At 73.7% G+C, this 19,864-nt stretch carries 15 protein-coding genes, 1 pseudogene and 1 riboswitch; of the genes and pseudogenes, 9 read left to right on the top strand and 7 right to left on the bottom strand.

Going from position 1 to position 19,864, the window contains the following annotated elements:
* Positions 1–15: 15 nt before the first annotated feature.
* Genes O7618_RS08975 through O7618_RS08965 form a run of 3 tightly spaced genes read right to left on the bottom strand, consistent with a single transcriptional unit; the run spans position 16 to position 4,060 of the window.
* A complete protein-coding gene (locus O7618_RS08975; protein WP_278105546.1) occupies positions 16–438 on the bottom strand; it encodes a glutaredoxin domain-containing protein in 423 nt (140 codons plus the stop codon).
* On the bottom strand, positions 438–3,230 hold the full coding sequence (locus tag O7618_RS08970; protein ID WP_278105545.1) for an FAD-binding and (Fe-S)-binding domain-containing protein: 2,793 nt from the start codon (positions 3,228–3,230) through the stop codon (positions 438–440). Before O7618_RS08970 ends, O7618_RS08975 begins: the two co-directional genes overlap by 1 nt.
* A gap of 2 nt (positions 3,231–3,232) precedes the next feature.
* On the bottom strand, positions 3,233–4,060 hold the full coding sequence (locus O7618_RS08965; protein ID WP_278105543.1) for a nucleotidyltransferase domain-containing protein: 828 nt from the start codon (positions 4,058–4,060) through the stop codon (positions 3,233–3,235).
* A gap of 145 nt (positions 4,061–4,205) precedes the next feature.
* Between O7618_RS08965 and O7618_RS08960 the strand changes: the two genes are divergently transcribed.
* Entirely contained in the window at positions 4,206–6,518 is a 2,313-nt protein-coding gene (locus O7618_RS08960; protein ID WP_278105542.1) for a transglycosylase domain-containing protein, read from the top strand.
* A 359-nt stretch (positions 6,519–6,877) separates the two neighbouring features.
* The gene (locus O7618_RS08955; RefSeq protein WP_278105541.1) at positions 6,878–8,938 is read left to right on the top strand and encodes a M4 family metallopeptidase; all 2,061 of its coding nucleotides are present in this window, start codon (positions 6,878–6,880) and stop codon (positions 8,936–8,938) included.
* A gap of 277 nt (positions 8,939–9,215) precedes the next feature.
* Here O7618_RS08955 and O7618_RS08950 read toward each other — a convergent pair whose 3' ends face one another.
* Positions 9,216–9,665 carry a YbaB/EbfC family DNA-binding protein gene (locus O7618_RS08950; RefSeq protein ID WP_278105539.1) on the bottom strand — a complete coding sequence of 150 codons (450 nt, stop codon included), beginning with the start codon at positions 9,663–9,665 and terminating at the stop codon, positions 9,216–9,218.
* Positions 9,666–9,945: 280 nt separating this feature from the next.
* Entirely contained in the window at positions 9,946–10,614 is a 669-nt protein-coding gene (locus O7618_RS08945) for a transglycosylase family protein (RefSeq protein WP_278105537.1), read from the bottom strand.
* Positions 10,613–10,757, bottom strand: a riboswitch (cyclic di-AMP (ydaO/yuaA leader). Its footprint overlaps the gene before it by 2 nt.
* A gap of 210 nt (positions 10,758–10,967) precedes the next feature.
* Between O7618_RS08945 and O7618_RS08940 the strand changes: the two genes are divergently transcribed.
* From O7618_RS08940 to O7618_RS08930, 3 genes are all read left to right on the top strand, one after another.
* On the top strand, positions 10,968–12,530 hold the full coding sequence (locus O7618_RS08940) for an LLM class flavin-dependent oxidoreductase (protein ID WP_278105536.1): 1,563 nt from the start codon (positions 10,968–10,970) through the stop codon (positions 12,528–12,530).
* A gap of 61 nt (positions 12,531–12,591) precedes the next feature.
* The gene (locus O7618_RS08935) at positions 12,592–13,068 is read left to right on the top strand and encodes a helix-turn-helix domain-containing protein (RefSeq protein WP_278105534.1); all 477 of its coding nucleotides are present in this window, start codon (positions 12,592–12,594) and stop codon (positions 13,066–13,068) included.
* Between the two features lie 26 nt (positions 13,069–13,094).
* Positions 13,095–13,793: an SDR family oxidoreductase gene (locus O7618_RS08930; RefSeq protein ID WP_278105532.1), complete on the top strand. Its 699-nt coding sequence runs from the start codon at positions 13,095–13,097 to the stop codon at positions 13,791–13,793.
* 66 nt (positions 13,794–13,859) lie between these two features.
* Here the strand turns inward: O7618_RS08930 and htpG are convergent.
* A pseudogene (gene htpG, locus O7618_RS08925) lies at positions 13,860–15,693 on the bottom strand (molecular chaperone HtpG).
* Positions 15,694–15,887: 194 nt separating this feature from the next.
* On the opposite strand from htpG, the gene O7618_RS08920 reads away from it, so the two are divergent.
* From O7618_RS08920 to O7618_RS08910, 3 genes are read left to right on the top strand one after another with little or no spacing between them, the layout of a single operon-like run.
* Positions 15,888–16,616 carry a GntR family transcriptional regulator gene (locus O7618_RS08920; protein WP_278105530.1) on the top strand — a complete coding sequence of 243 codons (729 nt, stop codon included), beginning with the start codon at positions 15,888–15,890 and terminating at the stop codon, positions 16,614–16,616.
* Entirely contained in the window at positions 16,613–17,440 is an 828-nt protein-coding gene (locus O7618_RS08915; protein WP_278105528.1) for a sterol desaturase family protein, read from the top strand. The genes O7618_RS08920 and O7618_RS08915 overlap by 4 nt, the downstream gene beginning before the upstream one ends.
* Positions 17,437–18,072, top strand: a complete 636-nt coding sequence (locus O7618_RS08910) for a lysoplasmalogenase family protein (RefSeq protein ID WP_278105526.1) — start codon at positions 17,437–17,439, stop codon at positions 18,070–18,072. Before O7618_RS08915 ends, O7618_RS08910 begins: the two co-directional genes overlap by 4 nt.
* A 133-nt stretch (positions 18,073–18,205) precedes the next feature.
* On the opposite strand, the gene O7618_RS08905 is transcribed toward O7618_RS08910, so the two are convergent.
* A complete protein-coding gene (locus O7618_RS08905; protein WP_278105525.1) occupies positions 18,206–19,084 on the bottom strand; it encodes an NAD(P)-dependent oxidoreductase in 879 nt (292 codons plus the stop codon).
* A gap of 215 nt (positions 19,085–19,299) precedes the next feature.
* On the opposite strand from O7618_RS08905, the gene O7618_RS08900 reads away from it, so the two are divergent.
* Positions 19,300–19,857, top strand: coding sequence for a hypothetical protein (locus tag O7618_RS08900; protein WP_278105524.1), 558 nt, complete (start codon positions 19,300–19,302; stop codon positions 19,855–19,857).
* Positions 19,858–19,864 lie beyond the last annotated feature (7 nt).

The following is a 19,864-nucleotide window of genomic DNA, read 5'->3' as shown; positions in this document are numbered from 1 at the left end:
CCCGGCAGCCCCGGCTCAGGCCCGGAGGCGCGCCCGCAACCAGGCCGGATCGGGGTTCACCACGGCCCCGTCCGGCAGCACCACGGTCGGCACGGTCTCGTCGCCGCCGGTCACCGCCCGGACCGCCGCCGCCCCCTCCGGGTCACGCCAGATGTCCACCCAGTGCGCCCGCCCGGCGCGCCGGCCCAGCCGCAGACGCAACCGCAGGCAGTAGGTGCAGCCGGGCCGCCAGTAGACGACCGTCCGCCCGTCGCGCGCGCTGCGCAGCCGTGCCTCGGCCGAGGTCAGCGACCGGGGGAAGACGAGCGGCGAGAAGAGCACCGCCAGCACGGCGAACGGCACGAAGCCCAACGGCGGCTGCCCCGAACGCCACTGGCCGAACGCCATGACCACCCCGGCGACCAGCATCAGGCCGGCGAACCGCCAACTGCGCCCCATCAGGCCGTCACCTCCGCGAGCAGCTCCAGCAGGTGCCGGTACGGCTGCCCGGTGGCCCGTGCCAGGCCGATCTCGCAGGTGCGGTTCACCGAGGCGTACCCGTCGAAGGGCCGCGCCGCGACGGCGGCGGCCTCGGCCCGGGTGGCCGACGCGGTCAGCTCCGGATGCAGCAGCCCTCGGTCGCCGGCGAAGCCGCAGCACTGCCAGCCGTCGGGGACCACCACCTCGTCGGCGACCGCCCGGGCCACCGCGCGCAGCGCGTCGTCCAGGCCGAGCCGGGTCGACGAGCAGGTCGGGTGCAGCGCCAGCGAACCCAGCCGGCGGCGCACGGTCAGCCGGGGCAGCAGCGTGGTGGCGGCGAACTCCACCGCGTCGACCACCCGCAGGTCGCCGGCGTCGGCGAGCAGCCGGTCGAAGCCCTCGGTGCAGGAGGCGGCGTCGCTGACCACGGGCAGCGCGCCGTCGCGGCTGGCCGCGCGCAGCACCGGCGGCACCTTCTCGCGCACCGCCCGGTAGCCGTCGGTCAGCCCCTTGGACGACCAGGGCGTGCCGCAGCACAGGTCGCCGACGCCGTCCGGCACCAGCAGGCGGACGCCGGCCCGGTCGGCGAGGGTGAGCAGCGCGGCGGCCACCCCGGCGCCGCCCTCGGCGGGGGCGAAGAGCGTGCCGAGGCAGGACGGCACGAAGACGGCGTCCGGATCGTCGACCGGGTGCGGTCGGCGCGGCGACCCGCCGGCGGGCAGGTCGCGTCGCCACTGCGGGACCCGGTCCGCGCCGAGCACCGCCCGGGCCGCCCGGGTGGCCGCCTCGGGCAGCGCCGGTGGCAACGCGCCGGCCAGGTCCAGCCCGCGGGCCATGCCCCGGGTGGTGGCGCCCCACCGCCGGGCGGCGGCCCGCCAGCCGGTCGACACCGCCCGGCCGTGCTCCTCGGCGCGCAGCCGCTTGACCAGGTCACCGGTGTTGATCAGGACGGGGCAGGCGGTGGCGCACATGCCGTCGACCGCGCAGGTCTGCACCGCGTCGTAGTCGTAGGCGTCGGTCAGCTCCGCCGCCAACGCCCGGTCGCCGGCGGCCTCGGCGGCGGCGATCTCGCGGCGCAGCACGATCCGCTGGCGGGGCGTGGTGGTGAGGTCCCGGCTGGGGCAGACCGGCTCGCAGTAGCCGCACTCGACGCAGCGGTCCACCTCCTCCGCCACGGTCGGCACGGTCTTCAGGTGCCGCAGGTGCACCTCCGGGTCGTCGCCGAGCAGCACGCCCGGGTTGAGCACGCCGTCCGGGTCGCAGAGCGCGCGCAGCTCGCGCATCACGTCGTACAGCTCGTCGCCGAACTGGCGGCGCACGTAGGGGGCCATCACCCGGCCGGTGCCGTGCTCGGCCTTGAGCGTGCCGCCGTGGCCGAGCACCAGGTCGACCATCTCCTCGGTGAAGTCGGCGTAGCGCGTCGGGGCCGCGCCGCCGGCGAACCGCTCGTTGAGCATGAAGTGCAGGTTGCCGTCCTTGGCGTGACCGAAGATGACGCTGTCGGCGTAGCGGTGGCGGTCGAACAGGTCGGTCAACGCGGCGCAGGTGTCGGCCAGCGCCGCCACCGGCACCGCGACGTCCTCCAGCAGCGCGGTGGTGCCGGACGGTCGGGCGCCGGCCACCGCCGCGTACAGGCCCTTGCGGATGTGCCAGAGCGCGGCCCTTGCCGCCGGCTCGCCGCTGAGCCGGGCCGGAGTGGTCAGCGGCAGGTCGGACAGCACCGGCTGCGCGGCGGCGACCCGGTCGGCCAGCGCGGCCGGGTCGGACTCCTGCCACTCCACCAGCAGCGCCGCGTGCCCGCGCACGGCCAGGCCGCGCAGCGCCGGGTCCGCCCTCGGGTCGCGCTGGGCCACCCGCAGGGCGGCGGCGTCGAGCAGCTCCACCGCCGCCGGCCCGGCGGCCACCAGCGCCGGCATCGCCGCCGTCGCCGCGCCGAGGCTGTCGAAGACCAGCAGGCCGGTCGCGGCGTGCCGGAGCACGGGTACGGTGCGGAACGTCGCCGACGCGACGAACGCGAGCGTGCCCTCGCTGCCCACCACCAGCCGGGTGAGCAGGTCGACCGGGTCGTCGTGGTCGAGGAACGCGTTCACCCCGTACCCCATGGTGTTCTTCATGGCGAACTGGGCGCGGACCCGGCGCACCGAGTCGGGGTTGCCGCGCACCCGGTCGCGCAGCCGCAGCAGGCCGGCGTGCAGCGCCGGCTCGGTGGCGCGCAGCCGGGCGTCGGCGTCCGGCGCGCCGGTGTCCAGCACGGTGCCGCTGGGTAGCACCAGCACCAGCGACTCCAACGTGCGGTAGGTGTTGAACTCGGTGCCGCAGGTCATCCCGCTGGAGTTGTTGGCGACCACCCCGCCCACGGTGCAGGCGGCCTCGCTGGCCGGGTCCGGGCCGAGCTTGCGGCCGTGCGCCGCGAGCCGCGCGTTGACCTGCCGCAGCACCACCCCCGGCTGGACCCGGACCCGGCGGCCGTCGTCGAGCACCGCCAGGTCGCGGAAGTGCCGGCGGACGTCGACGAGCAGCCGGTCGGTGACCGCCTGGCCGCTGAGGCTGGTGCCGCCGGAGCGGAACGTCAGCGGTACGCCGGCGCGGCGGCTCTGCGCCAGCAGCGCGGCGACCTGCCCGGCGTCGGCCGGGGTGACCACCGCGCCGGGGTGCAGCAGGTAGTGCGACGCGTCGTGGGCCAGCTTCAGCCGGTCCGCGGCCCGGGTGCTCACGCCACCGGGAACCGCCGCCTCCAGCCCGGCCCGCGCCGACGCGCTCAACTCCGTCATGATCACGCACCTCCCCCGCCCACCCTAGTTCCCGCCCTGGTGGGGCCGGTGGAGTGTCGGCCGCCGGCCTCGATCCGCGCCAGCACCCGGCGCTGGAACGCCCGGGCGGCCGGCCCGGACGGCGGCGGCCCGCCCGCGCGGGCGGCGACCGCCTGGTGGATCAGCGCGGCGTCCGGGTCGTCGGCGGCCACCCGGCGTCCGGCGTCGACCTTGCCCAGCCAGACGCCGTCGCGGCAGCGCACCAGCGCGCGGCAGGCCCCGAGCACCGCGTCCTCCGCGCCCGGGGCGGGCGCGTCGCCGGGCGGCGTGGGCCGCGCCAGCCACCACCGCAGCGCGTCCACCAGCAGCGCCCGCAGCGTCGCCGGGTCCGGGTCGGCGAACGCGGCGGCGGCGGACGGGCCGAGCAGGGTCAGCCCGGACTGGCGCAGGATGCTGCGGTCCAGCGCGTACCAGAACCGCCCGTCCGCTCCGGGCCGGTCGGCCGGGTCGTAGGTGGCCCGGAACGGCATCGTGGCGCCGGTGTTCAGCTCCAGCGCGAAGTCCGGCTCACCGGTGCCGGAGGCGGCCACGTCGCGCCGGTAGACGACAAGTTCCAGGCCGCGCGCCGGGCAGGGCAGCGACCCGTGCCGCAGCCGGTCCACCAGCGTCCGCTTCGCGGCGGCCGACGGCGGCGCGGCGACCAGCAACGCCACGTCCACGTCGCTGCGTCCGGGCTGGTAGGCGCCCAGGCCGAGCGAGCCGGCCGCGTACGCGCCGACCAGCTCGTCGCCGAGCACGTCCCGGGCCCGCCGGACGAGTTCGGCGAGGTATCCGCGTACGTCGTCGCGCATGCCCGCATCCTGCCCGTCCGGTCACCGGCGACGCCGGCCGGGTCGGGTGGCCGCACCGGCCGCGCCGGCCGGTGCCGTCGGCGCAGGTCGGTTAGCCTGCGAGCCGGGCATGGACACGATTCGGCCGAGCAGTCGGAGGCATCGCGTGCGGCACAGCGGAGACAACGGCGCGGTCCCGAGGCGACCGCGACGGCGGGGGCGGCGACTGCTGGTCGTGCTGGCGGTATGCGCGCTGCTCGCCGGGGCCGGGCTGGTCGCCGGCGGCTACTACTTCGACTCGGTGCCGACGCCCACCGACCTGAAGCTGCCCGAGTCGACCACGGTCCTCTACGCCGACGGCCGCACCCCGATGGCGAAGCTGGGCGCGCAGAACCGCACGATCGTCCCGTACGAGGCGATGAACGACTCGGCGAAGCAGGCCATCGTGGCGGCCGAGGACCGGACGTTCTGGACCAACCGCGGCATCGACGTCAAGGGCGTGCTGCGCGCCGCCTGGGCGAACGTCAGCGGCGGCCAGCGGCAGGGCGCCTCCACGCTGACCCAGCAGTACGCGCGGGTCGCCGCCGACCTGCGTGGGGTCACCTACTCCCGCAAGCTGCGCGAAGCGGTCATCGCCTGGAAGCTCGACGACAAGTACAGCAAGGAGGAGATCCTCGGCTTCTACCTGAACACGGTCCCGTTCGGCCGGGGCGCCTACGGCATCGAGGCGGCCGCGCAGACGTTCTTCGGCAAGACCGTGCGCCGCGACGCGCCGGCGGCGCAGCAGCTCACCCCGGCCGAGGCGATGGTGCTCTGCGCCATGGTGAAGCAGCCGGAGGCGGACCCGGCGGACCCGCAGGGCGCACCGGGTTACGACCCGCGCCGCAACGCCCTCGCGAAGCGGAACTCGATCGACCGCTGGAACTACATCCGCGACGGCATGGTGAAGCTCGGTTACCTGACTCCGCAGCAGGCGGTGGATCTGGCGTACCCGGACACGGTGCGACCGATCGACCGCGACGCGGGCGACTCCGACCTGGACCGGCCGACCGGTCTGGTGGTCAACCACGTGCTGGCGGAGCTGCGGCGGAGCGAGCCGTTCCGCGGCAAGCCGGACGAGGTGATCCGCGACGGCGGCTACCGGATCGTGACCACGGTCGACAAGCGGGTGCAGGACGCGGCCGAGGCGGCGGCGGACATCCGCCGGGACACCGCGCCGGCGGCGGTCCGCGGCCAGCCGAAGAACTGGCAGGCGGCGCTGGTCGCGGTGGAGCCGGGCACCGGGCGGGTGCTCGGCTACTACGGCGGCGACCGCGGCTCGGGCGCCGACTACGCCGGCTGGTACACCGACGAGCAGGGCCAGGCGCGTGGCTTCGGCCAGCATCCGCCGGGGTCGTCGTTCAAGGTGTACGACCTGGCCGCCGCCGTGCGCGACGGCATGTCGGTGAAGCAGCGGTTCGACTCGCCGGACACCAAGGAGTTCCCCGCCTCCGGCCGGACCCGGGGCAGCGCGGCCGGGCCGATCCGCAACGCCGAGCACGCGTCGTGCCAGCCGGACTGCGCGCTCTGGGAGGCCACGGTCGCCTCGTTGAACGTCACCTACTTCGAGCTGACCGAGAAGCTGGGCACCGCGAAGGTCATCGAGACGGCCCGGCAGGCCGGCGTGGGGTCGATGTGGGAGACGGTGCGGGGCAACCCGCGGCCGCAACGGGTCGACCTGCGTGACGACCCGGCCGACGAGTTGGCGGAGCACTTCTCCACCGAGGTCGGCATCGGCCAGTACGGCATCACCGTGCAGGACCACGCGAACGGGATGGCCACGTTCGCGGCCGGCGGCAGGCGCGCCGACGCGCACTTCGTCCGTTCGGTGACCAAGGACGACGACAAGGTGTGGACCGAGCAGCTACGGCAGACCGACCTCGATCTCGACGCCGAGGCGGTGAACCAGCTCGACTGGACGCTGCGCCGGGTCCGGGCGGCCCGGCTCGACAACGGCTGGGACTCCGCCGGCAAGACCGGCACGTGGCAGGCCGGGCAGAGCACCACCAAGAACGTGCACACCTGGATGGTGGGGTGGACCGGCGCCCTCGCCTCGGCGGTCTGGCTGGGCACCACCGACGGCAAGCCGCTGCGGACGACGGGCGGCAGCTACGAGGTGTACGGCTCGACCGGGGCCGCGCCGATCTGGCGCCAGTTCATGACCCGGGCCACCGCGGCGATGAAGCTCGACCCGGACAAGTACCGCTTCCGCGAGCCGGCCTTTCCCGGCGACGCGCCGGAGCCGAGCCCGTCGGCGCCGGTCCCGAGCAGCTCCGCGCCGAGCCCGTCCGCGTCGCCGTCCGGGTCGCCGACCGCGAGCGCGACTCCGTCGAGTGCGAGTCCCAGCCCGAGCCGGCGGCCCGGACCGCGGCCGACCCTGTCGCCCTCACTGACGACGCCGCCCGGCGGGCCGCCGACGAGGACCCGGGGACCGCGCTGAAACTCTGTGCACCATTCGGGAACTGCGGCATTGATCCCAGATCGGCCATGGACTCGTCCACTACCAACAATGTTCGCCCTGATCAGGGGCTATTGAAGATCATTGCTTCCTGAATCCGGGGCGACCGCCGGGTGTCCGGCAGGAGTCGGTTGCCCAGGTCACCCATTGCTCACGGCTCCGACGGCGTGTGATCGTGCACCAGCGAGTCGTCGACCCCCGGCGGCTCACGACGGTCGATCTGTCGACCCGGAGCCACGCCGGCAGCTCCGGTGACCGGCCGTCACCCCCGCCTCGCACCATCGCGCCGCCCGACCCCACCGGGCTCCGTGCGGCGCGCCTAGGAACAGGAGCAAACCCCCTTGAAGCTCTCACCTCGCCTCGCCGCGCTCACCGGCGCGGCCGCGGCCGGCGTGATCGCCGCCGGCACCGCCGCGGCCGTGCAGGCCGCGCCCCCCGGGCCCGCCGCCCCCAACCCCGCCCAGGCCCGCGCGGCGGCGGCCGACTCGGCCCGCGCACTGGTCGCGGACCGCCCCGCCTACCTCCAGGCCGGTTCCGACGACGCGTTCGTGCAGAAGCCGGTCATCTCCTCCGAGGGCACCCAGTACGTGCCCTACGAGCGCACCTACAAGGGACTGCCGGTGGTCGGCGGCGACTTCGTGCTCGCCACCGACGCCGCCGGCAACCTGAAGTACGCCTCGGTCGCCCAGCAGCGGCCGATCGGCGCGCTCGCCACCACCCCGAAGCTGACCTCGGCCGCCGCCGCGAAGAAGGCACGCGCCCAGCTCAAGACCGTCAGCTCGGTCGAGGGCACCACGCTTGTCGTCTACACGCTCGGCGCCAGCCCGGCGCTGGCCTGGGAGACGACCGTGCGCGGCACCAACGCCGACGGCCCCAGCCGGCTCACCGTGGACGTCGACGCCCGGACCGGCGCGGTCCTGGGCACGCAGGAGCACGTCGTCGCCGGCACCGGCACCGGCGCCTGGAACGGGCCGAGCCCGCTCACCTTGAACACCACCAAGTCGGGCAGCACCTACACCATGAAGGACCCGACCGTCACGAACCTGAGCTGCCAGGACGCCGCGAACAACACCACGTTCAGCGGCACCGACGACGCCTGGGGCAACGGCACCGCCACCAACCGGGAGACCGGCTGCGTCGACGCGCTGTTCGCCGCGCAGACCGAGCACAAGATGCTCAGCCAGTGGCTGGGCCGCAACGGCGCCGACGGCAACGGCGGCTACTGGCCGATCCGGGTGGGCCTGAACGACCAGAACGCCTACTACGACGGCAGCCAGGTGCAGATCGGCAAGAACACCGCCGGCCAGTGGATCGGCTCGCTGGACGTGGTGGCCCACGAGATCGGCCACGGCATCGACGACCACACCCCGGGCGGCATCTCCCGGGGCGGCACCCAGGAGTTCGTGGCGGACACGTTCGGCGCGGCCACCGAGTGGTTCGCCAACGAGCCGTCCAGCTACGACGCGCCGGACTTCCTGGTCGGCGAGAAGATCAACCTGGTCGGCTCCGGCCCGATCCGCAACATGTACAACCCGGGCGCGCTCGGCGACCCGAACTGCTACTCCAGCAGCGTCCCCGGTGGCGAGGTGCACGCCTCCGCCGGCCCCGGCAACCACTGGTTCTACCTGCTGGCCAACGGCAACAGCCCCACCAACGGGCAGCCGACCAGCTCCACCTGCAACGGCGGCAGCGTGACCGGTCTGGGCATCCAGAAGGCCATCAAGATCATGTACAACGCGATGCTGCTGAAGACCTCGTCCTCGTCCTACCTCAAGTACCGCACCTGGACGTTGCAGGCGGCCAAGAACCTCTACCCGACCGGCTGCACCGAGTTCAACACGGTCAAGGCGGCCTGGGACGCGGTCAGCGTGCCGGCGCAGTCCGGCGACCCGACCTGCTCTGGCGGCACCACTCCCACGCCGACCGCCACCACCACCCCGCCCTCGGGCGGCTGCTCCGGCAACAAGCTGGCCAACCCCGGCTTCGAGTCGGGCAACGTGAGCTGGAGCGCCTCCTCCGGCGTCATCACCACCGACAGCGGCCAGGCGGCGCACGGCGGCTCGTACAAGGCGTGGCTCGACGGCTACGGCTCCTCGCACACCGACACGCTCAGCCAGTCGGTCACCATCCCGGCCGGGTGCAAGGCGACCCTGACGTTCTGGCTGCACATCGACAGCGCGGAGTCCACCACGACCACCGCCTACGACAAGCTGACCGTCAAGGCCGGCGGCACCACGCTCGCCACCTACTCCAACCTGAACAAGGCCACCGGTTACGCGCAGCGATCCTTCAACATCTCGTCGCTGGCCGGCACCACGGCGTCCATCTCCTTCAGCGGCGTGGAGGACGCCTCCCTCCAGACGTCCTTCGTCGTCGACGACACCGCGGTCACGCTGAGCTGACCCCGACGCGAGCGGCCGGCCGTCCTCCTCGGAGACGGCCGGCCGTTCCGTGTCTCCAACTCCCGGCCCGGCCCGGGTCGGCCGCTCCCACTGTTCGGGAGCGCAATCCCGAACAGCAGGAAGAGGACGGCGCACATGTCGCGCGTCCCGCCAGTGCCGGGACAGCGGGCGGCACGGCGGGACCGCTCGCCGTCGGACGGGCCGACACGCAAGGCCGGGCGACCGGCCATGCGGCTGGCACTCAGACAGCGGTGGCCGCTCAGGCACGGATGACCGCTCAGGCTGGGTGGGCGGCGCGGGTCGCCGCGTCCCGGTCGCGGCGGATGCGCGCGGCCACCTCGTGCACCGTCCGACTGAACAGCTCCGCCTGGTCGGGCAGGCCGCCGAGCCGGGCGGCGAGCGCGTCGGTGTCCGCCCGGGCGGAGTCGCCGACCCGCGTGTCCAACTCGCTCAACGCGTCGTTGACGGCGTCGACCAGATGTCCGCAGAGGACCTCCAGCGACACGCCGGCCAATTCCGGGTCGACGACGACCGAGTGCAACCGGCCACCCTGGACGGCGACCGCCCGGACCCGGCCACCGGCGGCCGCCCCCTCGGCCCGGAGCAGCTCACCCGGCTCGCCGTCGGCGAGCACGCAGGCCCGGGACCGCATCGCGGCCAGCGCCTGTTGCGTGCGGGTCAGCAGCTCGTCGAGGCTCGCGGCGGCCGAGAACGCATCGTTGGTCATATCCGCGCTTTCTTCACGTCTTAGCCGAGCCTCGTGACCATAGCAACCACCGGCGACGGAACCTCGTCAACCGCCGCGCCCGGCCGACCGTCGACGCCGGGAGCAGGACGGACGCCCAGGACCCCGGCGTGTCGCGACGGCGAACGCCCGACCGGATGACCCGGCCGGGCGTTCCGTCCCCGGTCGCCACGACGCGTCCCGAGGACTCGTGCCACCGACCCGCAGGATGTGTCGCGGACACGGCACCCGCACGGACCGCGGGAACGCCGCGAGCCGGGGATCAGTGCAGGCTGAGCCGTTGACCCGGGAAGATCAGGCTCGGGTCCGCACCGACCACGGCACGGTTGCGCGCGTGCAGGGCGCGCCAACCGCCGGCGACGTGCTTGGCCGCCGCGATCTCGGACAGGGTGTCGCCGGGGCGTACCAGATAGGCGCCGGTGGCCGGCGCACCGCGCCGCGCACCGGCCGACGGACGCGGTGAGGTGCCCTTCTTCGTGGAGGTGGCCGAGCTCTTGCCGGCCTTCTTACCGCGCGGCCCGGCGGTCCTGCCGCTCGAACCGGCCCTGTCGCCGCCGGACCGAGCCTTCTGGCCGCTCGACCCGGCCTTTTTGCCGCAGACCGGCCAGGCGCCGATGCCCTGCCCGTCGAGGACCCTCTCGGCGACGGTGATCTGCTCGGAGCGGCTGGCCAGGTCGGCCCGGGCGGCGTACTTCCGCCCGCCGTGGCCGTTCCACGTGCCCTGGGAGAACTGGAGCCCGCCGTAGTAGCCGTTGCCGGTGTTGATGTGCCAGTTGCCGCCCGACTCGCAGCGGGCGACGGCGTCCCAGTTCACGCTCGCGGCGCTGGCCGGCGCGGCCGGCCCGAACAGGGCCGCGGCACCGGTGGCGGCGCCGGCGACGAGCGCGGCGACCAGGGTCCGGCGGCGCCGGGTTGAGTATGCAGTTGACATGTGGATTCCTCCACGCCGACGAGGTGAGCTGTCGGGTTCGGGCCGAGGAGCCCGGCCGCCGGTCGCGGCTTCACCCCGAGGTGACGTGCACCGTGGAACGTGTGGGTCCCCCGCTCCCGCCCGAGGTTCGGTTACCACCGGGCCGGCGGCGGGATTAGGCGTTACCGGCCCGGGGTGTCCGCGGGTGCGAACGGAACCGACGCTAAGGATGATCGACGACTATCGCCTACTTCTTGTGACGTTCTTCACCCGACCGGACTACCGCGTCCACGGTGGCGGGTCCACCGTCGCCGGCGCGCTGGTGGAGCTACCGTGGGGCGGGACCAGGCAAGATCACGCGAGGAGTGGGACGGATGACCGACCACGGACACGAGCTGGCATTCGGTGGCTTCCTCACCCCCGCCGCCGGTCACCCCGACCAGGTGGTCGCGCTGGCCACGCTCTGCGAACAGGCCGGGCTCGACCTGGTCACCTTCCAGGACCACCCCTACCAACCGGGCTTCCTGGACACCTGGACGCTGATGTCGTACGTGGCCGCCGCGACCGTCCGGATCGGGTTGGCCGGCAACGTGCTCAACCTGCCGCTGCGCCAACCGGTGGTGCTGGCCCGCAGCGTGGCCAGCCTGGACCTGCTCACCGGCGGCCGGGTCGAGCTGGGGTTGGGCGCGGGCGCGTTCTGGGACGCGATCGAGGCGACCGGCGGGCGGCGGCTCTCCCCCGGCGCGGCGGTCGACGCTCTCGACGAGGCGATCCAGGTCGTCCGCGAGGTCTGGGACACCGGGCGGCGCGGGATGATCCGGGTGGACGGGGAGCACTACCGGGTGGTCGGCGCGAAGCGCGGACCGGCGCCCGCGCACCCGGTGGGCATCTGGGTGGGCGCGTACAAGCCGCGCATGTTGCGGCTGGTCGGCCGGGCCGCGGACGGCTGGCTGCCGTCCCTGTCGTACCTGCCGAAGGGGCCGGACGACCTGCCGGCGCTCAACGCGCTCGTCGACGAGGGCGCGCGGGCCGCCGGGCGCGATCCGGCGGCGATCCGCCGGATGCTCAACGTCACCGGCACGTTCGCCCGCTCGTCCACCGGCTTCCTGGCCGGGCCGCCGGAGCAGTGGATCGAGCAGCTCGCCGGCCTCACCCTGGAACACGGCGTCGCCACGTTCATCCTCGGCAGCGACGAACCGCGCGCCATCCAGCTCTTCGCCCAGGAGGTGGCGCCGGCCGTCCGGGAGCTGGTCGCCGCCGAGCGCACCGCGCCCGGCAGCGGGGCCCGCGCCGTGGTCGAGGAGCAGGCCGTCGCCGGCGGTCCGAGCACGCTCGCGGTCACCCCCACCCCCGACCCGGGGGTACGGCGCAGCGCCCACCGCCTCTGGGACGAGACGACCCGTCCGACCGCGCCTCCACCGCCGCCCGGGCACGTCTACCCGGCCCGCGGGCAGGCCGCCGGGCAGCACCTGGTGGACGTGCACGACCACCTGCGCCAGGAGCTGGCCCAGGTGCGCGACCTGCTGGACCAGGTCCGGCGCGGGGCGGTGTCGCCGGGCGGCGCGCGGGCCGCGCTGAACGAGATGACCATGCGACAGAACGACTGGACCCTGGGCGCCTACTGCGCCGCGTACTGCACCGTGGTGACCCAGCACCACGGCCTGGAGGACGCGTCGATCTTCCCGCACCTGCGCCGCGCCGACGCCGGCTTGGGGCCGGTGCTCGACCGCCTGGAGCAGGAGCACGTGGTGATCCACGGCGTGGTGGAGAGCGTCGACCGGGCGCTCGTGGCGCTGGTCGCCTCCCCCGGCGACTTCACCGCGTTGCAGGAGGCGGTGGATCTGCTCACCGACACGCTGCTGTCGCACCTGTCGTACGAGGAGCACCAGATCGTCGAGCCGCTGGCCCGGCACGGCTTCTTCCCCGGCCAGCTGTGAGGGGAAGGCTGTGAGGTAGCTGACTTTCGTTTCCCTAAGTCAGCTCGGTACCGTCGGTCGCATGACGGACCTCCTCGCGCGGCGTGACTCCTGGTCCACCGCGAACTGCTCGATCGCCCGGGCGATCGAGGTGGTCGGCAACCGCACCACGCTGCTCCTGCTGCGCGAGGCATTGTTCGGCACCCGGCGCTTCGACGACTTCGCCCGTCGGGTCGGCGTCAGCGAGCCGGTCGCCGCCACCCGCCTCAAGCAGCTCGTCGCCGACGGGCTGCTCGACCGGCGCCCCTACCGCGAGCCCGGCCGGCGGACCCGCGACGAGTACGTGCTCACCGCCAAGGGTCGCGACCTGCTGCCGGTGCTCGCCGCGCTGCGGCAGTGGGGCGACGCGTACGCCGCCGACGAGGCCGGCCCGTCCGTCCGGGTCACTCACCACGACTGCGGGGCCGACGTGCACGCCCGGCTGCGCTGCGACGCCGGGCACGACGTGCCGCCCGGTGAGCTGACCGTGCTGCCCGGCCCGGGTCTGCGTACCTCCTGATCACCTCACCATCCTCGGAGCGAGACATGAAGATCGCTGGAAGCACCGCCCTGGTCACCGGCGCGAACCGCGGCTTCGGCCGGCACCTGGCCGCCGAGCTGGCGGCCCGGGGCGCGACCGTCTGGGCCGGCGCGCGCAACCCGGACACCGTCGACCTGCCCGGCGTCACCCCGGTACGCCTCGACATCACCGATCCCGCCTCGGTGGCAGCCGCCGCGGACCTGGCCGGCGACGTGACGCTACTGGTCAACAACGCGGGCGTCGGCACCGGCGCGGACCTGCTCGACGGCGACCTCGCGCAGATCCGGCTGGAGCTGGAGACCCACTACCTCGGCACGCTGTCCGTGGTGCGGGCGTTCGCCCCGCGGATCGCCGCCAACGGTGGCGGCACGATCCTGAACGTCCTCTCGGCGCTGTCCTGGATCACGTTTCCACAGGTCGGTGCGTACGGCGCGGCCAAGGCCGCGGAGTGGTCGATGACCAACGCCCTGCGCGTCCAGCTCGCCGGCCGGGGCGTGCGGGTGGCCGGGCTGCACGTCGGCTACATGGACACCGAGATGGCCGCCGGGGTGACCGGGCCGAAGGCCGATCCGGCCGAGGTCGCGCGGCTCGCCGTCGACGGGGTCGAGGCCGACCGGTACGAGATCCTCGCCGACGACACGTCCCGCCGGGTCCGGGCCGGCCTGTCCGGCGGCGTGGCCGCGCTCTACCCCACGCTCCCCTGAGCCTCCGGGCGTTAAGCGGGGGCCCCTCCTCTACCGGAGGCGTTAAGAAGGGGCCCCTCCTTTCAGCTAGAGGTTGCGGGCGAGGCGGTCGGCGAGGATGCGGGTGAAGCGGGGCCGGGTCGGCCAGCTCGCCGCCCTCGGCCAGCAGCGCCATGCCGTACAGCAGCTCGGCGGTCTCGGTCAGCGCGGTGGTGTCGCCGCCCTCGCCGTGGGCCTTGCGCAGGCCGGTGACCAGCGGGTGGGTCGGATTCAGCTCCAGGATCCGCTTGACCCGGGGCACCTCCTGGCCCATCGCTCGGTACATCTTCTCCAGCGTCGGCGTCATGTCGTGCGCGTCGCCCACCACGCAGGCCGGCGACGTGGTCAGCCGGGTGGACAGGCGCACCTCCTTGACGCTGTCGGTGAGCGCGCCGCCGAGGAAGGTGAGCAGGTCGGCGTACTCCTGCCGCTCGGCCTCGGCCTTCTCCTTCTCCTCCTCGGTCTCCAGGTCGACCTGGCCCTTGGCCACCGAGCGCAGCGTCTTCCCCTCGTACGCGCCGACCCGCTCGACCCACACCTCGTCCACCGGGTCGGTGAGGATCAGCACCTCGTAGCCCTTGGCCCGGAACGCCTCCAGGTGCGGGGAGTTCTCGATGGTCGCCCGGTTCTCGCCGGTGGCGTAGTAGATCTCGGTCTGGCCGTCCTTCATCCGCTCGACATAGTCGCGCAGTGTGGTCGGCTCGGCCGGGTCGTGGGTGGAGGCGGCGCGGACCAGGTCGAGCAGCGCCTCGGTGTTGTCCGGGTCCTCCAGCAGACCCTCCTTGACCACCGGCCCGAACTCGGTCCAGAACGTGCGGTACGACTCGGCCGACATGTCCTTGAGCGTGCCGAGCACCTTCTTGACCAGCCGTCGGCGCACCGCACGGATCTGCCGGTCCTGCTGGAGGATCTCCCGGGAGATGTTCAGCGACAGGTCGTGCGCGTCCACCACGCCCTTGACGAAGCGCAGGTAGTTGGGGATCAGCGCCTCGCAGTCGTCCATGATGAACACGCGCTTGACGTAGAGCTGCACGCCGCGGCGGCCCTGCGGAGAGAACAGGTCGAGCGGGGCGTGCGAGGGCAGGAAGAGCAGCGCCTCGTACTCGAAGGTGCCCTCGCCGCGCATGTGGATGGTTTCCAGCGGGTCGGCCCAGTCGTGCGCGACGTGCCGGTAGAACTCCTTGTACTCGGCCTCGTCGACCTCGTCGCGTGAGCGCGCCCAGAGCGCCTTCATCGAGTTGAGCGTCTGCTCCTCGCGGGTGGTGGCACCGTCCTCGCCGGGCTTGTCGACGGTCATCCGGATCGGCCAGGCGATGAAGTCGGAGTATCGCTTGACGATCTCCCGGATGGTCCACTCGGCGGTGTAGTCGTGCAGGTTGTCGTCGGCGTCGGCGGGCTTGAGATGCAGGGTGACCGACGTGCCCTGCGGCGCGTCGTCGACGTCCTGCACCGAGTAGGTGCCCTCGCCGGTGGACTCCCAGCGGGTGCCGCCGGCCTGCCCGGCGCGGCGGGTCAGCAGCGTCACCTTGTCGGCGACCATGAAGGTGGCGTAGAAGCCGACGCCGAACTGGCCGATCAGCTCCTGCGAGGCGGCGGCGTCCTTCGTCTCGCGCAGCTTGCGCAGCAGCTCGGCGGTGCCGGACTTGGCGATGGTGCCGATCAGCGCGACCACCTCGTCGCGGGACATGCCGACGCCGTTGTCCCGGACGGTGAGCGTGCGGGCGTCCCGGTCGACCTCCAGCTCGATGTGCAGGTCGGAGGTGTCGGCCGACAACTCCTTGTCGACAAGCGACTCCAACCGCAGCTTGTCCAGCGCGTCGGACGCGTTGGAGATGAGTTCACGCAGGAAGACGTCCTTGTTCGAGTAGATCGAGTGCACCATCAACTGCAAGAGCTGACGCGCCTCGGCCTGGAACTCCAACGTCTCGACCCGGTCGCTCACACCGACTCCCTTCCCGGTCGTGGGCCTACGGCGGAAAGGATACGAGGGGTGACCGCGGCGGCACGCACCGGCCGCCCCTCGAAACTGGTCCAACCAGTTGACGGGTTGATGTGTCCGGAGCCACACTGCTGCCCATGGACTTCGTCCCCGTCCCCCGCGCCTCGGTCTCCGACCACGTCTTCGGCCAGCTCCGCGACGCGATCGTGTCCGGCCGGCACCGCCCGGACGAGACGCTGCCCGGCGAACGGGAGCTGGCCGCCGCGTTCGCGGTGAACCGGCACGCGGTCCGCGAGGCGCTACGTCGGCTGCAGCAGCTCGGCCTGGTCCGGGTGAACCAGGGCGGCGCCACCCGGGTGCTCGACTGGCGGGTGCACGCCGGCCTCGACCTGGCGCTGTCGCTGGCCCGTTCCGGCGACGTGCTCCCGGTCGAGACGCTGGTGCGCGACATGTTGGAGATGCGAGCCTGCGTCGGGGTCGACGCGGCCCGGCTCTGCGCCGAGCGCGCCGACACCGACGTCGTCGCCGCGCTGGTCCGGGCCGCCGAGGTGTACGGCACGCTCGCGCCCGACCTGGACCGGATGGCCGAGGCGAACATCCGCATCTGGCGGCTGGTCGTGCGGGGCAGCGGCAACACCGCGTACCAACTCGCCTTCAACAGCCTGGTGGCCGGCACGTTCGCGGTCGGTGACGTCCCCCCGGACGCCCGCGCCGCCGAGCTGCTCGACGTGGCCGGCCACCGCCAGCTCGCCGCCGCCGTCGCGTCCGGCCAGGGCGCGGCGGCCGCCCGGCACGCCCGGGCGCTGCTGACCGCCCCGGTCACCACCCCCGCCACCCCCACCCCCGGAAGGGAAGCGCGCGCATGATCCCCGCCGTGCTGTACGCCGTACCGGCGTTCCTGCTGCTGATCGTCATCGAGGCGGTCTCCTATCGTTTCCTGCCCGACGACGACGAGCGCGGCTACGAGCTGCGCGACACCACCACCAGCCTGTCGATGGGGCTGGGCAGCCAGGTCATCGGTTTCCCGTGGAAACTGCTGACCGTCGGGCTCTACGCGGCGCTGTGGACGGTCGCGCCGGTGCACCTCTCCCCCGGCGACTGGTGGACCTGGGCGATCGTCTTCTTCGCCGACGACCTGGCCTACTACTGGTTCCACCGCTCGCACCACGAGGTACGCGTGCTGTGGGCGAGCCACGTGGTGCACCACTCCAGCGTCCACTACAACCTCTCCACCGCGCTGCGGCAGAGCTGGACGCCGATGACCTCGCTGCCGTTCTGGCTGCCGCTGGCGCTGCTCGGCATCCCGCCGTGGATGATCTTCCTGCAGCAGTCGATCAGCCTGCTCTACCAGTTCTTCCTGCACACCGAGCGGGTGGGCCGGCTGCCCCGGCCGATCGAATGGGTCTTCAACACCCCGTCGCACCACCGGGTGCACCACGGCTCCAACACCGAATACCTGGACCGCAACTACGGTGGCATCCTGATCGTCTGGGACCGGCTGTTCGGCAGCTTCGAGCCGGAGCGGGCACCGGTGCGCTACGGCCTGACGAGGAACATCCAGACCTACAACCCGCTGCGGGTGGCCACCCACGAGTTCGCCGCGATCCTCTCCGACGTCCGCCGGGCCACCTGCTGGCGGCACCGCCTCGGCTACCTGCTCGGCCGCCCCGGCTGGCAGCCGGTCCGGTGAGGCGCCTCTGGCTCCCCCTGTTCGTGCTCGTCGCGGCCGTCGAGCTGGTCGCGGTGGCGGTCGACTCGACAGCGCTCCAGTGGCTGGCCAAGCCGCTGCTGGCGCCGGTGCTGCTGGCGTACCTCCTGACGCACCGACGCCGGGTGGACGCGGTGGCCGCCGGCCTGGTCGCGGCCACCGCCGGCGACGTGGCCCTGCTCGTGCCGGGCCGAACCGCGTTCCTGGTCGGCATGGGGTTCTTCCTGCTCGCGCAGCTCGCGTTCCTGGCCGGTTTCGCACGTCGCGGTCGCGCGCCGGCGGTGGCCTGGACCGGTTACCTGCTCGCCTGGGCGGTCGGGAACGCGCTGCTGTGGGGCGCGCTGGGGCCGCTGCGACTGCCGGTGCTCGGCTACAGCCTGGCGCTGTGCCTGATGGCCGCCGCCGCGGCCGGCGTGTCCGCCCGGGTCGCGGCCGGCGGCGCGTTCTTCCTCGTCTCCGACCTGCTCATCGGCGTGGGCGCGGCCGGCATCGGGTTGCCCGGCGCGGGCCTGCTGGTGATGGGCACCTACTGTGCCGCGCTGCTGCTGATCACCACCGGCTGGGTGACCGCCGGTGCCGACGCCGCCCGCGAGCCGGACATGGTGCCCGCCTGAGCGGCGCGGGTGGCGGTGCGCGGGAGCCACCCACCGCCAACCGGGGTGGGGCCCCGTCATGCCTTGTGGATGCGACCGGGCCACGGTGGGAGCCGGATACCCAGGAAGGGGCTGAGAGAAGCTCTGGTCGAGGTCAAGGCCGGCGGGTCGCGTCGGAGCCGAGCATCCGGGTCACCACGGTCAGGTCGTCGTCGCCGAGCCCCCTGTCCGCCGCGCGCCGCCACTCGGCGGCCAGCGCCTCGGCGGCCGGGAAGCTGCCCGCCGGGGCCTCGCGCAACGCCAGCTCGACGTCCTTGAGGGCCAGCGCGAGCGGGTACTGCGCGCCGTGCTCGTCGCGGACCACCCGGGCCAGCTTCTCCGCCGCCCAGGGCGCGACGAGCGGGCTGCCGTCGAGCGCCTGCCGGACGGTGTCCCGGTCGAGGCCGAGCGTGTCGCCGAGCGCCACCGCCGCGGCGACCCCCTCGTTGACGAACGCGAGCAGCAGGTTGTTGACGAGCTTGAGCCGCGAGCCGGCGCCGGCCGGGCCGAGCCACAGCGTCCGCTGCCCGACCGCGTCGAACACCGGGGCGACCCGCTCGCGCGCCTGCTCCGGGCCGGAGGCGAGCACGGTGAGGCGGCCCTGTTCGGCCGGGCCCCGGCTGCCGGCGACCGGCGCGTCCACCAGGGTGACGTCGGGCCGCTCGGCGGAGACCAACTCGACCAGCCGCTCGGTCTCGGCCACGCCGATGGTGCTCATCTGCGCCCAGACCGCGCCGGCGGGCAGCGCGGCGAGCATGCCCTGGTCGGCGGCGACGGCACGGACCGCGGGCCCGTCGGTCAGCATGGTCACCGCCACGTCGGCGCGGCAGACCGCCTCGGCCGGGTCGGCGGCCACCACGGCGCCCCGCTCGGCGAGCGCGCGGGCCGGCTCGGGGTGCCGGTTCCACACCACCGTGTCCAGCCCGGCCCTGAGCAGGCTCGCCGCCATCGGCGTACCCATGCCGCCGAGTCCGAGCACCGCCACCCGTGTCATCCGCCGCTCCCCTCGCCACCGTTCGGGCCAGCCTAGGTGCCGGTGGGGGCGCCGGCACCCGGAACGGCGGGTACGCCCGTTCACTCTCGCAAGAAATCGGAAATTCTTTCTTCTCAAGACTGTCCACTCGCAAGCCTTAAAAGGATTTCCATGCCTCTCTAGCGTTGTCCGCGCCACCGCCGCCCGCTGGAGCATCCGCTACCGGAAGGACGACCATGCGACGCACCCTGCGCGCCCTGTTCACCACGTTCGCCCTGCTCGCCGCCGCGCTCGCCGCGCCGGCCGCGGTGCACGCCGCACCGCCGCCCCCGCAGGAGCTGGGCGGGCTCGATCTCGGCGCCTACTGCCGGTCGCTCGGGGCGGCCGACGCGGCGCTGACCGGCGCGACCGCGTACGACTGGCACTGCCGGGGCGGCGACGGGCACCTCGGCGATCTCGCGTTCGACGCGGCCTGCCGGTGGACGTACCGCACCGACGCGGCGGTGGACCGCATCGGCGACCTCTACGACCCGACCTCGGTGCGCTGCTGGCGGGTCCGCCCCGAGGTGGTGACGCCGGACTTCACGCTCTGGTGCCAGCTCACCGGCAGCTCGACCGCCGAGCTGCGCGGTGACACCGTCTACGGCTGGCGCTGCGTGCGCTACAGCCGGGCCGGGGTCACCTACTCCGACATCGACGTGCTCGCCGCCTGCCGCGAGACCACCTTCGGGTACGCGACGGTGGAGCGCTTCGCCCGCTTCGGCGACCCGTACTCCTGGCAGTGCCGCCTCTGACCCTCCC

Origin of the sequence: Micromonospora sp. WMMD980 (assembly GCF_029626035.1) — a bacterium.
Lineage (GTDB): Bacteria > Actinomycetota > Actinomycetes > Mycobacteriales > Micromonosporaceae > Micromonospora.
The sequence above is the reverse complement of the archived record's forward strand: the minus strand, read 5'-3'. Positions and strand labels throughout refer to the sequence as shown.